The sequence below is a fragment of the Phytoamicus setariae genome (assembly GCF_016722925.1).
In the GTDB taxonomy this organism is placed as follows: Bacteria; Pseudomonadota; Alphaproteobacteria; order Rhizobiales; family Rhizobiaceae; genus Rhizobium_E; species Rhizobium_E setariae.
Genome location: NZ_JAEQNC010000009.1, coordinates 177,475 through 191,300 on the forward strand (window position 1 = coordinate 177,475; position 13,826 = coordinate 191,300).

The 13,826-nt window shown below is 61.2% G+C and carries 12 protein-coding genes; 11 read left to right on the plus strand and 1 reads right to left on the minus strand.

Annotated features, from left to right (window positions below; translation table 11 throughout):
* Positions 1 to 2: 2 nt before the first annotated feature.
* The 6 genes from JJB09_RS17165 to JJB09_RS17190 all read left to right on the plus strand — a co-directional run bounded on the left by JJB09_RS17165 (position 3) and on the right by JJB09_RS17190 (position 7,940).
* Positions 3 to 1,187 carry a mandelate racemase/muconate lactonizing enzyme family protein gene (locus JJB09_RS17165; protein WP_201660761.1) on the plus strand — a complete coding sequence of 395 codons (1,185 nt, stop codon included), beginning with the start codon at positions 3 to 5 and terminating at the stop codon, positions 1,185 to 1,187.
* 179 nt (positions 1,188 to 1,366) lie between these two features.
* Complete coding sequence (locus JJB09_RS17170) at positions 1,367 to 3,028, plus strand: ABC transporter substrate-binding protein (protein WP_201660764.1); 1,662 nt, start codon at positions 1,367 to 1,369, stop codon at positions 3,026 to 3,028.
* A gap of 77 nt (positions 3,029 to 3,105) precedes the next feature.
* A complete protein-coding gene (locus JJB09_RS17175) occupies positions 3,106 to 4,059 on the plus strand; it encodes an ABC transporter permease (protein WP_343229044.1) in 954 nt (317 codons plus the stop codon).
* Complete coding sequence (locus tag JJB09_RS17180; protein ID WP_201660770.1) at positions 4,056 to 4,922, plus strand: ABC transporter permease; 867 nt, start codon at positions 4,056 to 4,058, stop codon at positions 4,920 to 4,922. Before JJB09_RS17175 ends, JJB09_RS17180 begins: the two co-directional genes overlap by 4 nt.
* Entirely contained in the window at positions 4,915 to 6,933 is a 2,019-nt protein-coding gene (locus JJB09_RS17185; RefSeq protein ID WP_201660773.1) for an ABC transporter ATP-binding protein, read from the plus strand. The genes JJB09_RS17180 and JJB09_RS17185 overlap by 8 nt, the downstream gene beginning before the upstream one ends.
* Complete coding sequence (locus tag JJB09_RS17190) at positions 6,933 to 7,940, plus strand: Ldh family oxidoreductase (RefSeq protein ID WP_201660777.1); 1,008 nt, start codon at positions 6,933 to 6,935, stop codon at positions 7,938 to 7,940. The genes JJB09_RS17185 and JJB09_RS17190 overlap by 1 nt, the downstream gene beginning before the upstream one ends.
* Here JJB09_RS17190 and JJB09_RS17195 read toward each other — a convergent pair.
* The gene (locus JJB09_RS17195; protein WP_201660779.1) at positions 7,937 to 8,740 is read right to left on the minus strand and encodes a helix-turn-helix domain-containing protein; all 804 of its coding nucleotides are present in this window, start codon (positions 8,738 to 8,740) and stop codon (positions 7,937 to 7,939) included. The two genes, JJB09_RS17190 and JJB09_RS17195, sit on opposite strands and share 4 nt — an antisense overlap.
* A gap of 170 nt (positions 8,741 to 8,910) precedes the next feature.
* On the opposite strand from JJB09_RS17195, the gene JJB09_RS17200 reads away from it, so the two are divergent.
* The 5 genes from JJB09_RS17200 to JJB09_RS17220 all read left to right on the plus strand — a co-directional run bounded on the left by JJB09_RS17200 (position 8,911) and on the right by JJB09_RS17220 (position 13,816).
* Positions 8,911 to 10,011: an ABC transporter ATP-binding protein gene (locus tag JJB09_RS17200; protein ID WP_425523737.1), complete on the plus strand. Its 1,101-nt coding sequence runs from the start codon at positions 8,911 to 8,913 to the stop codon at positions 10,009 to 10,011.
* A gap of 31 nt (positions 10,012 to 10,042) precedes the next feature.
* Entirely contained in the window at positions 10,043 to 11,200 is a 1,158-nt protein-coding gene (locus JJB09_RS17205) for an ABC transporter substrate-binding protein (protein ID WP_201660785.1), read from the plus strand.
* Between the two features lie 159 nt (positions 11,201 to 11,359).
* Positions 11,360 to 12,229: an ABC transporter permease gene (locus JJB09_RS17210; RefSeq protein ID WP_201660788.1), complete on the plus strand. Its 870-nt coding sequence runs from the start codon at positions 11,360 to 11,362 to the stop codon at positions 12,227 to 12,229.
* Positions 12,229 to 13,053 (plus strand): ABC transporter permease, encoded by an 825-nt coding sequence (locus JJB09_RS17215; protein ID WP_201660791.1) that lies wholly within the window; start codon positions 12,229 to 12,231, stop codon positions 13,051 to 13,053. Before JJB09_RS17210 ends, JJB09_RS17215 begins: the two co-directional genes overlap by 1 nt.
* 1 nt (position 13,054) lies before the next feature.
* Positions 13,055 to 13,816 carry an SDR family NAD(P)-dependent oxidoreductase gene (locus tag JJB09_RS17220; protein WP_201660794.1) on the plus strand — a complete coding sequence of 254 codons (762 nt, stop codon included), beginning with the start codon at positions 13,055 to 13,057 and terminating at the stop codon, positions 13,814 to 13,816.
* Positions 13,817 to 13,826 lie beyond the last annotated feature (10 nt).

The following is a 13,826-nucleotide window of genomic DNA, read 5'->3' on the forward strand; positions in this document are numbered from 1 at the left end:
ATATGAAAATCCGCAACATCAAGGCCACGCCGATCAACCTCAAGCTCGAAGCACCCTATCTCTGGGTGTTCGGCGAACTTGACGGGTTTTCGCCCACCATCGTCGAAGTGGAAACCGAGGATGGCATCATCGGGCTGGGCGAGTGCCCTACCCCGGCCGCGGCCCAGATCATCAATGATGTCCTGGCGCCAAGGCTGATTGGCCGGGACGCCTTCGATCTTGCGGGGGCCGAACATGTCTGTCTGCCCTACTGGACAGGTGTTCAGAGCATCAACGACCGCACCCGGATCATGGCCTTCGGCGCGGTCGAGATGGCGCTCTGGGACATCAGGGGCAAAGCCTGGAACCAGCCGCTCTACCAGTTGTTGGGCGGCGCGGTTCGCAAGGAAATCCCGTTTACCGATTACTTCTCGTTGCGCGGCGACGGCCCGAATGTCCGGGGCGAAGGCACGCCGGAGGAAGTCGCCGACTATTGCGTGCGGATGCACGAAGAACACGGGACGACCATGTTCGAGGGCAAATTTTCGACTGAGAACCCACGCACATCGCTGAAGATGATCGAGCTGATCCGCAAGAAACTTGGCGACGATGTGATGATCCGCATCGATTCCAACCAGGCCTACTCCCTGGCAACCGCGCGCCAGATCGCCCGGCCGCTGGAAGAACTGGGCATCCGCAACTGGGAAGACCCGGTGCCGACGATCGAGGACATGCGCGAGTTGCGGAAGCATTGCTCGATCCCCTTTTCGACCCATAATCTCGATATCGCTCGCGCCATGGAGCTCAGGGTGCCGGATGCGATTGTCGGCAATCCGACGCCGGTTGGCGGCATTCGTCGGCTGTTGCGCTTCGTCGGTGCCTGCGAACATGCCGGCATCGATTTCTGGTGCTATAGTGGTGACAGCGGTATCGGCAGTTCTGCCTATCTGCAGATCTGCGCTGCAATCGAGTGGATCAGGGAACCGAACCAGTCGCTGTTCCGCATGCAGCCCAGGGACGTGGTCGAAGGCGGACCGTTCCAGCCGAAGAACAATGTCGTCCGCGTTCCGGAAGGACCGGGCCTCGGGGTTACGCTTTCGAAAGAAATGCTCGCTATCTGCCACCAAGATTTCATCGACAACGGCCCATGTAACAAATATCACGACCCATGCAAGCCAGGCACATATAGGCGCTTGCCGCTGAATTAATTTTGGGTAATTATGTATATACAAGAACAATATTCCAAAGACCTAAACCGGCGTGGGAAGCGATACTGGTAGAAAAAAAGCTCGAGGCCAACTCGATCAGCAGTGGCGGTAAGGCCACAAGAAGAGTTAAATCTTTCAAAGAGTTCTATGTCAGAAGACACTAGGGGAAGGACCAGACCATGAAAGACTACCGCTTACTCGACCTGTTGCGGCGTAACCGCAACCCCATCGAAAACCACCTGATCGACGGCCTCGTCGACGGCCGTATCAGCCGCCGCGAGTTCCTGCGTCACGGCAGCGTGCTCGGCCTTTCGCTGCCGCTGCTGAGCCAGATCGGCTTTGCCGCCGGACTCGGCGCCACGCCCTCGCTTGCCCGCGCAGAAGGCGCAGCCGGAGCAACCATCAAGGTCGCCTGCTCGGCGCCGACCGGCGCCATCGATCCTGTCACACTGCCGGATGTCGGCGGTCTCGTGATGATCCAGCAGACCGGCGAATTCCTCTGCATGGACGGAGCGGATCTCGTGCTGAAGCCGATGCTGGCCGAAAGCTGGTCGCCGGACGAAAAGGGCACGGTCTGGACCTTCAAACTGCGCAAAGGCGTGAAATTCCACAACGGCGCGGAAATGAAGGCCGACGACGTCGCTGCCTCCATCAACCGCCTCGCCGATCCGAAAAACTCCTCGAATGCACTTTCGGTGTTCGCTGGCGTGCTTTCGGCTGGCGGCGCCAAGAAGGTCGACGACCACACCGTCGCCTTCCACCTGGACGCGCCCAACGGCAATTTCCCATACCTGCTGTCCTCGGACAATTACAATGCCATCATCCTGCCGGCCAACTATGCCGGCGACTTCGAGAAGAATTTCGTCGGCACCGGCCCGTTTAAGCTGGAGAAATACACGCCGAAGGTCGGCGCGACCTTCGTTCGCAATGAAGATTACTGGGGTGAAAAGGCCCTGCCCGCCAAGCTGGAATTCGTCTTCTTCGCCGACATCCAGCCGCAGATCCTCGCGCTCCAGGGCGGCCAGGTCGACGTCGTCAACCAGCTGCCGGCGCTCGGCTCCATCGGCCTCTTCGCCGATCCGAACATCGAGATGCTGAGCATCAAGTCGGCGACCCACTACCAGGTGCACATGCGCTGCGACATGGATCCCTTCAAGGATGCCCGTGTCCGTCGCGCCATTGCGCTCTCCATCGACCGTGAAAAGCTGGTCAAGGGTCTTCGCCGGGGCGGTGCCGTGCTGGGCAACGACAGTCCTTTCGCCCCAATCTATCCATCCACCGATACATCGGTGCCGCAGCGCGCGCAGGATATTGCCCAGGCCAAGGAACTGATGGCGGCGGCAGGCTGGAAGCCGGGCACGAAAGTCACGCTGACCACCCAACGCTACCAGGAAATCCCCGATTACGCCCAGCTCATCCAGAATGCCGTGAAGGAAATCGGCGTCGACATGGAGCTGAATGTGATGGATTCCGGCGCCTATTACGGTGACGCCGTGTTCGGCAAATCGCAGTGGCTCGATTCCACCATGGGTATTACCGACTATGGTCACCGCGGCGTGCCGAACGTCTACCTCACGGCACCGCTGAAGAGCGAAGGCACCTGGAACTCCGCGCACTTCAAGAACAAGGATTACGACACGCTCGCCGCCGGCTACATCGCCGCACTCGATCTCGAATCCCAGAAGGCAGAAGCCGGCAAGATCCAGCGTCTGCTGCTTGAAGAGACGCCGGTCATCTTCGGATACTTCATGGATTACCTCGCGGCGGCTCGCAAGGGCGTCACGGGTGTCCATCCGACAGCCATGTCGCAGATCTTCCTCGACCGCGCCGCCAAGGCGTGATCTGATCTCTGCATCGGCTATGTGCCAGCGACCGGGCTTCGACCCGGTCGCCCTGGCAACAAAGAGGGAATCCGGCCATTTCCAGGTTCATTACGAGGCGTGTTGCGTTATCGCTGGTAACGCTCGTCCTGCTCAGCATGATGGTTTTCTTCGGCGGCCAGGTGCTGCCGGGCAATGTCGGGCGTTCCATTCTCGGCCCTTTCGCGGATGAGGCAGCCGTCCAGCTTCTCAACCACCAGCTGGGTGTCGATCGCCCCTATCTCGTCCAGTACTGGGATTGGATAAGCCACTTCGTCACCGGAGATATGGGAACGTCCTATGCGTTTCGCGCCCCTGTTGCGCCCTTCGTTATTGACGCGTTGATCAATTCGATGAAGTTGGCAGCGGTCGCTTTCGTCATGGTGGTTCCCATTGGAATTCTTGGCGGCGTCATAGCTGCGCTCAATGTCAACCGCCCGCTCGACCGCATCATCAGCCTCGGCGGCCTCTCGGCGACCGTCCTGCCGGAGTTTGTCACCGGCATCGTGTTGATCCTGATTCTGGGCATCTGGCTGCAATGGCTGCCCATCTCGGCCACCTGGCCGGAAGGTGCCGGCTTCCTCACCCAGATCCACCACCTGATCCTGCCTGCGCTGCCGCTGTTTTTGGTGCTGTTCGGCTACATCGCGCGCATGGCGCGGGCTGGCATGATCGAGGCGCTGGATTCCGACTATACGCGCACAGCTGTGCTGAAGGGCCTGCCCTGGCGTACGGTCATCTGGCGGCATGTGCTGCGCAACGCGCTGACGCCCACCATCACCGTGATCGCCACCCAGACCGGCTACCTGATCGGCGGACTTGTTGTCGTGGAAATGCTGTTTCGCTACCAGGGTATCGGTTCGCTGATCCTGACGGCCGCGCGCGGCAAGGACTTTCCGGTGCTTGAGGCCGGCATCCTGACGATCGGCATCATTTACGCAGTCGCCACTCTCGCAGCCGACATCGCCTATTCGCTGCTCAATCCAAGGATCCGGCTGGGAGGTGAGAAATGAGCGCCATCGAGACAACCCCGGCAATCCGCGACCGGACCGGTATTGCAAAGATCCTTGCCGCACTGTTGCGCTCGAAGACGTTTCTTGCGGGTGCGGTCATTGTGCTTTTCTGGGTTTTTTGCGCGCTGTTCGGCGGTTATTTCGTGCCATACGACCCTCTGGCCGATGACATCATCAACGGACTGATGCCGCCGGACAGCGCACACTGGTTCGGCACCGACCAACTCGGTCGCGACATCTTCTCGCGGGTCATCGTCGGCTCGCGCGATATTCTGACAGTGGCGCCACTCGCGACCATCGCGGCGACGATTGTCGGCACCGCGCTCGGGCTTCTGACCGGCTACTTTCGCGGCATCGTCGATGATGTGGTCAGCCGCGTTCTCGAAGCCTTCATGGCGATCCCCTCGGTCATCATTGCGCTTCTGGCCATCGTCGCGCTCGGCACATCGAAATGGACGGTGGTCGGGGTTATAGGGCTGAGTTTTGCGCCAATCATCGCCCGTACGGTACGCTCGGCAGTGCTTTCCGAACGCGAACTCGATTATGTCGCTGCTGCCAAGCTGCGCCGCGAGAGTGCGCTGCACATCATGTTCGTGGAAATCCTGCCCAACGTTCTGCCGCCGATCCTGGTCGAGACGACAGTGCGGCTCGGTTACGCGATCTTTGCGGTGGCAACATTGAGCTTCATGGGCTTCGGCATCCAGCCGCCATCGCCGGACTGGGGCCTCAGCGTTTCGACCAACTACGGCATGATCGCGGGCGGCTTCTGGTGGACGGTGCTGTTCGATTCACTCGCCATCGCCTCGCTGGTGATCGGCGTGAACATGATTGCAGACGGTTTTCAGGGAGCCCTCGATGACTGACGCATTGTCGATCGAAAATCTCTCCGTCGCCTACCGCTCTGATGGCAAGGACAAGGCGGTGCTGCGCAATCTCAGCTTCCGGATCGGCCGGGGCGAGGCGTATGGTCTCGTCGGCGAATCCGGCTGCGGAAAATCGACGGTCGCGCTGACCGCCGTCCGCTACCTGCCGCGCGCCGGCAAGATCACCGCTGGCAAGGTGGAGATCGACGGGGCCGACGTCGTCAAGCTCGACCGTGGCGCATTGCGGCAACTGCGCGCCAAAACGGTGTCGATGGTCTATCAGGACCCCGGCAAGGCACTCAATCCGACACTGCGGATCGGCCGCCAGATCGCCGAAATCTTCGAACTGGACGGGCTGTCGGCTGAAGAGTCCCGCAAGCGGTCGCTCGACATGCTGGAACGTGTGCGGATTTCCGATCCCGAACGGGTCATGGATCGCTACCCGCATCAACTGTCGGGCGGAATGCAGCAGCGCGTGGCCATCGCCATGGCGCTCGCCAACGATCCGACACTGCTGATCCTCGACGAGCCGACCACCGGGCTGGACGCCACGGTGGAGGCTGAGGTCCTCGACCTGATCGCCCATCTGCGGCGTGAATTCTCGACGTCGATCCTGTTCATCAGCCACAACCTCGCCGTCGTTGCCAAGATGTGCGACCGGGTCGGCGTGCTCTATGCCGGCATGCTGGTCGAAGAAGGCACGACCGAAAAGCTGTTCAACGATCCACGTCACCCCTATACGGTGGCCCTACTCCGCTGCCTGCCGAAGGCCGGCGAACGCAAGGACCAAACCCGGCTCGACACCATCCCCGGATCGCTGCCCGCGCCGGGCGCAGTTATCAAAGGCTGTCCGTTCGTCGATCGTTGCGCACTGGCCGACGAGCGCTGCCACCGGGAATTGCCACCTTTGCATGATCTGGGTGGCCGCGTATCGCGCTGCCATTACAGCGATCGGGCTGCCGAACTGCCGCGCGAAACGCCGGCAGAAATCAAGCTGACGGCCCACAAGGCCGCTGCCGTGCCAGTGCTGAAGATCGAAAACCTTAACAAGACCTTCCAGCAGGCGGGTCATGCGCTGCGCGCGGTAAAAGACGTTTCGCTGACCATCGAAGCCGGAGAAACCCTCGGCCTGGTGGGCGAATCCGGCAGTGGCAAGACAACCTTCGCCCGCCTGCTGCTGGGCCTTCTGCCGCCGGACGAAGGCGGGGCGATCACGCTGGATGCGATGGCGTTGCCGCCGGTGCTCGAGGACCGCTCGGACAAGCAGGTCAAGGCGATGCAGATCGTCTTCCAGAACCCGGATTCCGCGCTCAACCGGTCCCACACCATCCGCCACGTCATCGGCCGTGCCCTCAAGCGCTTGGGTGGCCTGAGCGGCGAAGCCCTTAACGCTCGGCTGCTGGAGCTGATCAAGTCCGTCAGGCTGTCCGAGCGGCACCTTGCGGCGAAACCGCGCCAGCTTTCCGGCGGTCTCAAGCAGCGCGTCGCGATCGCCCGGGCTTTTGCCGGCGAGCCGAAGCTGGTGGTTTGCGATGAGCCGACCTCGGCGCTCGACGTTTCGGTGCAGGCGGCAATCCTCAACCTGCTGGCCGACCTGCAGGCTGAACGGCAGGTCAGCTATGTGTTCATCTCGCATGACCTGGGTGTGGTGCGTTACCTCTCCGACAAGATCGCCGTGCTCTATCTCGGCCGGATCATGGAGATCGGCCCGTCCGAGCAGGTCTTCAACGGCCCGCACCATCCCTATACCGAGGCGCTGCTTTCCGCCGTGCCCAAACTGGATGAAAGCCATTCGAGCCGTATCCGTCTCGAAGGCGAAATCCCCAGCGCCAGCAATCCGCCAAGCGGCTGCGTGTTCCAGACCCGCTGTCCGCGGAAAATCGGCCGGATCTGCGAAGAACAGGAACCGGCCCTTGCCGAAACCGGCCGCGGTCATTCGCTGCGCTGCCACATACCTTTTGCCGAACTCGCCCGGATGCAGGGCAAGCCCGAACTGGAGAATACCCCCTGATGCATGATGAACTGACAATGTCCTTCGAAGAGATCGTGGCGCTCGGCGAAAAAGCGCTGCTGGCTTCGAAGGTTAGCCCAAAGAACGCCAAATCCGTGGCCCAATCCATCGCTGCCGCCGAACGTGACGGCCAGAAGATCGTCGGCCTCTCCTATCTGCCTGTCTATTGCGACCACGCCGCCTGCGGCAAGGTCGATGGCTTTGCCGAACCCAAGCTGGAACAACGCACGCCGTCGCTGATCGCGGTGGATGCCGGCACAGGCTTTGCCCATCCGGCAATTGCGCTCGGTCTGCCGGCGCTTGCCGAAGCGGCCAAGGCTCAGGGCATAGCAGCGCTGGCGGTCGGCAATTCCTATGCCTGCGGTTCGCTCGGCTATTTCGTCGAGGAACTCGCCGATCAAGGGCTCGTCGCCTTCATGGTGGCCAATGCCTCGCCCTCCATCGCCCCGTTCGGCGGCAAGACGCCGTTCTTCGGCACCAACCCGATTGCATTCGCAGCGCCGCGCAAGGACCGCGCCGCCTTCGTCATGGATCAGTCCTCCAGCGTCGTCGCCAAGGTCGCCGTCATCGATGCACAGACACGCGGCATTCCGCTGCCCGACGGCTGGGCCATCGACAAGGACGGCAAGCCGACCAATGACGCCAACGCCGCCATGGATGGCAGCCTGCTTCCCATCGGTGGCTACAAGGGGTTCGGTCTTGCACTGATGGTCGACATTCTCGCCGCCGGCCTGACCGGTTCGCACTGGTCGTTCGAGGCGTCGTCGTTCGGAGATTGCGAGGGCGGGCCGCCACGCACCGGCCAGTTCATCATCGCGCTTTCGCCGGAAAAATTCGCCGGCCCCTCCTTCGCGGATCGGCTGGAAGTCATGCTCTCAGCCGTGCTCGAAACGCCAGATGTGCGGTTGCCGGGCGACCGACGCCTTTCGCAACGCGACAGCCACAAGACAGGCATTGTGGTCTCCAAGGCCGCCGTCGAAGTGCTGCAAGCCAAGGCGGCTGGCTAAGTCGATTTCCGGCGGTTGAGATTGTCGAGATAGAGCGACATCAGCTGTGTTTGCGAGGATATGCCGAGCTTGCGGTAGATGTTACGACGGTGGACCTTGACGGTCCCCGTCGTCACCCCCAGCCGGAGCCCGATCGATTCCGAGGAATGCCCCTGCAGCACCAGTTCGATGATCGCCTGCTCACGAAGGGTGAGCCTGCCATCGTCCCACGGGCGTGCCGCACTGGCTTGCGAGCGCCCCCGCTTGCGCGAAATCCGCGCATCGAAGCGCCTCGACAGATCCTGCCACTGACTGCGGATCAACGCATGGACGAACGCGGATGCCTTGCAAAGGAGTTCGTATTCGGCCGACTTGAACGCGCCGGCCTTTTCGCTGCGCATCAGCGAAAACACCACCGTGATCCCTTCGCCGACAGGAACGAAGTAGCCGAGCTCTTCCGACAGCCCCGTCTGGCCATAATAGCCGCGATAGTACTCGCTGGCGAAAAACCGGTCGGGCGCAAGTTCGCGCATGCGCCAGATACCAGGCTTTGGAAGGGTCGCTGCACTGTGGAACGGATCGAGCAGGTAGGCGCCTTGCTGATAAAGCCGGACGAAAACGTGGTAGTCCTGCTCGTTGAAGGTCGAATAGAGATCGATGGGACGTTCGTCCCCGCGATAGGCAAACGTCACCGAGTAATCGAAGTCGACGAGGGAGCGCAGCATTTCCACACATGACTGGCCGAATGCCTCGTCGGTGGGTTGCTCCTGCCCGACCAGTTTAGCAGCGGCATGAAACAGGCCTTCAAAATCAACCCGCAATGCTCATTCCCTCCGCAACAGATCTCTACTCCCTAAAACTCGCAATTATTAGATCAGTACCACCTTCGGGGTATATACCCCAAAGGCGGTATTTGAGTAATCTGGCTCTAGACGGGGCATAGAATGGCATCGAACGATGCCGATAAAGAACAAGCCACGGGGAACTCTGAGTGAACGCAATGTCCGAATTCGATGTGGAATTCCGGGCAGTTACAAAGCTGTATGGCAATGTGACCGCCGTATCCGATATCGACCTCAAACTTGAACGCGGCGCTTTCGTCGCTCTTCTCGGCCCATCCGGTTGCGGCAAGACAACCTGCCTGCGGATGATCGGAGGCTTCGAGCAGCCAACATCGGGCGAACTGCTGATCGGCGGCGCACCGATGCAAGGCGTGCCGGCCTATCGCCGCCCGGTCAACATGGTCTTCCAGCAATATGCGCTGTTTCCGCATTTCGATGTCGAGACCAACGTCGCCTACGGCCTGCGCCAGATCCGCCCCAAGCTTTCGGATACAGAGGTCATGCGCCGGGTCGGCGAAGTGCTGGAGCAGGTGCACCTGGAGAAATTCAGAAAGCGCCGCATCCATGAAATGTCCGGTGGTCAGCAGCAGCGCGTGGCGCTGGCACGCGCCATTGTCAACAAGCCGCGCGTGCTGTTGCTCGACGAGCCATTGGCCGCACTCGACAAGAAGCTGCGGACTGCCATGCAGATGGAGCTGCAGAACCTGCACCGCGACCTCGGCATCACCTTCCTGCTCGTCACCCATGACCAGGAGGAAGCGCTGTCGATGAGCGACCGCGTCTGCGTGATGAATGCCGGCAAGATCGTCCAGTTCGCCAGCCCCCAGGAAATCTACGACAATCCCGCCGATATCTTCGTGGCTGATTTCGTCGGCAAGACCAACAAGCTCAACGCCACCATCGACACCGCCGACGGCCGCAAGGGTCTGGCACGTCTCGACAACGGCTCAGTGCTTCCGGTCGTGAAACATTCAGGCCTTGCCGGCGGCAAGTCCGTGCTTTCGGTCCGACCGGAAGCGATCGCGCTCGGCGCGGTCGGGTCAAACGTCGTCTCCGGCGCCATCGCCGGCAAGGTAACTCACCGCATATTCCTCGGCTCGTCCGTTGAATATTCCATCGCTGTGCCTGGCGTCGGCGGCATCCTGGTCACCACTGACCGGAATGCGGGCGGACCCGCCGACCTTTTCGAGCCGGGCACAGCGGTGGAATTACGCATCAAACCCGATGCGCCGCATGTCTTTCAGTCGTGAAGCACCAAAAAATTACAAAGGGAACAGAACGATGAACAACGGAAATGACAGCAAGGCTATGACCCAGCGCCAGTTCGCCGACGAACTGATGCGTTTCAAGAAAGGCTCGGTGACACGCCGCCACTTCCTCGGCGTGACCGGGCTTGGCCTGGCGGCCGCTGTGCTCGGCGGCAGGACGGGCGTCTTCGGCTCTCCGGCCTATGCCGGCGATCTCGGCACGCAAATGTCGATCGCCACTTGGCCGAATTATCACGACCCCGCAACCTTCGACGCCTTTACCGCCAAGACCGGCGTTGCCGTCGCGGTCAACGTCTTCGGCTCGAACGAGGAAATGCTCGCCAAGCTGCAGGCCGGTGCCTCCGGCTGGGACTTGTTCGTTCCGACCAACTACACGATCTCGACCTACCACAAGCTCGGCCTGATCGATGAACTGGATCTCTCCAAGGTGCCGAATTTTTCGCCGGCAACCCAGAACCAGCGTTTCACCCACGAAGGCGCGATCGACGGCAAGACCTATGCCCTGCCGAAAAACTGGGGCACGACCGGCATCGCCTTCAACTCCGCCAAGATCAAGAGCCCGGTTACGAGCTGGAAGGATTTCTTCGATCTGGCGCAAGGCGAGGCTGACGGCCGAGTGATGGTTCACGACTACCAGCTGACGACGATCGGCAATGCGCTCGTCGCACTTGGCTACGGCTTCAACTCGATCAAGACCGACGAACTCGCCAAGGCCGAAGAGCTGCTGATCAAGGTCAAGCCGAACCTGTTCGCCATCAATTCCGACTATCAGCCCTCGATGCGCTCGGGCGATGCCTGGATGACGATGTGCTGGACCAATGACGGCGCACAGCTCAATCGCGACCTTCCTGATATCAAGTTCGTGCTCGGCAAGGACGGCGGCGAGATCTGGTGCGATTTCTTCGCGATCCCCAAGGATGCGCCCAACAAGGCCGCCGCTTACGCGCTGCTCGACTTCCTGATGACGCCTGATGTTGCCGTGAAGGAACACATCTTCAATGGCGCACCGACCACCGATTCCCGCGTCATGGCACTGTTGCCCAAGGACGTGACGTCGAACCTGATCGTCTATCCGGACGAAGCCGCGCTGACGCCGCTGGAATTTGGCGCAGCGGTCACGCTGACCGATCCGAACCGCGCCGAGGTCATGGCGAGATTCAAGTCGGCATGATGTGATTGGCGTCTGCCCCTCACCCTAGCCCTCTCCCCGCTTGCGGGGAGAGGGAACCTGCTCCGAGCTTGCCTGCGAGTCCCTTCTCCCCGTCCTTGCAGGGAGAAGGCGGCGGCAGCCGGATGAGGGGCAATCAAACAGAAGAAACAGACGGCAAGAATGACAACAGCACAACAAGACAGACGCAAGAACCTGACAACCGCTGCGCTGATGGCGCCGGCGGCATTGTGGCTGCTTGTGTTCCTGGTATTGCCGTTTATCGCGATCATCGTGTTCGCCTTCGGGGAACGGGCGCCCGAAGGCGGTTATCAGGCTGCATTCACGTTTGCCCAGTTTGCCAACCTGCCCTCGCGGGCCACGGCGTTCTGGAACACCATGATTCTTGCGCCAGCCGGCGCCTTCATCTGCCTGGTGGTCGCCTATCCCGTCGCCTACTATCTGGCGCTCAAGGCCGACCGGCGCTACCGCCTGCTGCTGGTATCGCTGGTGGTCGTGCCGTTCTGGACCAGCCTGCTCGTCCGCACCTATGCCTGGATGTATATTCTCGGTTCGCGCGGCATCCCGAACCTGCTGTCGATCATCGGGCTTGAAGATGTCAGGCTGATCAACACGCCGTTCGCGGTCATGGTCGGCATTGTCTACGGCTATCTGCCGCTGATGATCATGCCCCTCTATGTCAGCCTCGAAAAACTCGACAGACGCCTGATCGACGCCTCCAACGACCTGGGCGCTCACCCCGTCACGACATTCTTCAAGATCACGCTGCCGTTGTCGATGCCCGGTGTGATGACCGGTATCGCGCTGGTGACGATCCTGCTGCTCGGCGAATACCTGATCCCGCAGCTTCTGGGCGGCGGCAAGGTGTTCTTCATCGGCAATGCGCTGGTGGATCTCTTCCTGCAGTCACGCAACTGGCCGTTCGGCTCGGCCATCGCGGTCACGCTTGTCGCCGTCGTCGTTCTCGTGCTGCTGATCTCGATGCGGCTTGCCTGGCGGATTGCCGGCACCAGACAGGTGGACTTGATCTGATGCGCGCACTCGTCACGGCAGTCTACCTCTTCCTCTACGCCCCGATCGCGCTCGTCGTGCTGTTCTCGTTCAATGCGGGCCGCAACGCCAGCGAGTTCACCGGCTTTTCCGTTGCCTGGTATGGCAAGGCCTTTGCCAACCGTTTCCTCATCGAAGCGCTGCAGAACAGCCTGATCATCGCCATCACTTCGGCGACGCTGGCAGCGGTCTTCGGCACCATGGCGGCGCTCGGCATGGAGCGCATGAGCCCGAAGGCGCGCACCGTGTTCGACGGACTGTTTGCTGCGGCCATCGTCGTGCCGGGCGTGGTGATCGGCATCTCGACGCTTGTCGCGCTTGTCGCGGTCTTCGGCGTCATCAATCCGGCGCTGGCAAGCCTCTGGCCGATGGAGAACGCGCCCAAGCTCGGCCTCGGCTATGGCTCGATCATCGCCGCGCATGGACTGTTTTCGTTGGCGCTCGTCACCATGATCGTCAAGGCGCGGGTCGCGAGCCTGGGCCGCGATATCGTCGAGGCATCCAGCGACCTCAATGCCACGCCGCTGACCACGTTCCGCCAGATCGTGCTGCCGCAGATCATGCCGTCGATACTCGCCGGCTTCCTGCTGGCCTTCACCTTCTCCTTCGACGACTTCATCATCGCCTTCTTCGTGGCCGGATCGCAGACGACCCTGCCGATCTACGTCTTCGCCTCGATCCGGCGCGGTGTGACGCCGGAAATCAATGCCATCGCCACGTCAGTGCTGGTGGCCTCCCTCTTCCTGATCGGCCTTGCGCGCTTCCTGATGCGCGAAAAGACCGCGCGCACCGCCGATGGTGAATGAAATGATCCTCAAAGACAAAGTGGCAATCATCACCGGCGCCGGCTCCGGTATCGGCAGGGCGAGCGCAGAGATCATGGCACGCGAAGGCGCCACCGTGGTCGTGCTCGACCGGGATGAAAGCGCGGGGCAACAAACCGTCGACCGGATCGCTTCCGATGGCGGCAAAGCAGACTGCATCGCCCTCGACGTCACCGACGACGAGGCACTGACGAAATCCATTCGCGACGTTCATGCTCGCTACGGGCGCATCGACATCTTGCACAATCATGCCGGCGCGCAGGTCGAAGGCAATCTCGAAGAGGTCAGCATCGAAGGTTTCGACCGCTCCTGGGACCTGAACGTCCGGTCGCATTTTCTCGCTGCCCGCACCGTCATGCCGTATATGCGGCAAGCGCGATGCGGCGTCATCCTCAATACGTCTTCGAGTTCGGGCGTTCTCTACGACCGAGAAATGATCGCCTATACCACGACAAAGCACGCCGTGATCGCCATGACCCGGCAGATGGCCGGCGACTATGCCAGACACGGCATCCGGGTAAATGCATTGTGCCCGGGCTGGGTGGATACGCCCTTCAACGAACCGTTCATCCGCCAGATCGGCGGCCGCCAGGCGATCGAAGCCTATATCAACACCAAAGTGCCGATGGGCCGATGGGCGGATGTGCAAGAGATCGCGGAACCTATCCTGTTTCTTGTCTCAGATCGCTCGTCCTACATCACCGGCCAGATTCTGGTCGCCGATGGCGGCGAGACGATTTCCTGACGGCGATGCG

What these genes read in the sequence shown, in the direction of transcription:
- JJB09_RS17165 (WP_201660761.1), top strand. Translation starts at nt 3, where the DNA reads ATGAAAATCCGCAACATCAAGGCCACGCCGATCAACCTCAAGCTCGAA.
- JJB09_RS17170 (WP_201660764.1), top strand. Translation starts at nt 1,367, where the DNA reads ATGAAAGACTACCGCTTACTCGACCTGTTGCGGCGTAACCGCAACCCC.
- JJB09_RS17180 (WP_201660770.1), top strand. Translation starts at nt 4,056, where the DNA reads ATGAGCGCCATCGAGACAACCCCGGCAATCCGCGACCGGACCGGTATT.
- JJB09_RS17185 (WP_201660773.1), top strand. Translation starts at nt 4,915, where the DNA reads ATGACTGACGCATTGTCGATCGAAAATCTCTCCGTCGCCTACCGCTCT.
- JJB09_RS17190 (WP_201660777.1), top strand. Translation starts at nt 6,933, where the DNA reads ATGCATGATGAACTGACAATGTCCTTCGAAGAGATCGTGGCGCTCGGC.
- JJB09_RS17205 (WP_201660785.1), top strand. Translation starts at nt 10,043, where the DNA reads ATGAACAACGGAAATGACAGCAAGGCTATGACCCAGCGCCAGTTCGCC.
- JJB09_RS17210 (WP_201660788.1), top strand. Translation starts at nt 11,360, where the DNA reads ATGACAACAGCACAACAAGACAGACGCAAGAACCTGACAACCGCTGCG.
- JJB09_RS17215 (WP_201660791.1), top strand. Translation starts at nt 12,229, where the DNA reads ATGCGCGCACTCGTCACGGCAGTCTACCTCTTCCTCTACGCCCCGATC.
- JJB09_RS17220 (WP_201660794.1), top strand. Translation starts at nt 13,055, where the DNA reads ATGATCCTCAAAGACAAAGTGGCAATCATCACCGGCGCCGGCTCCGGT.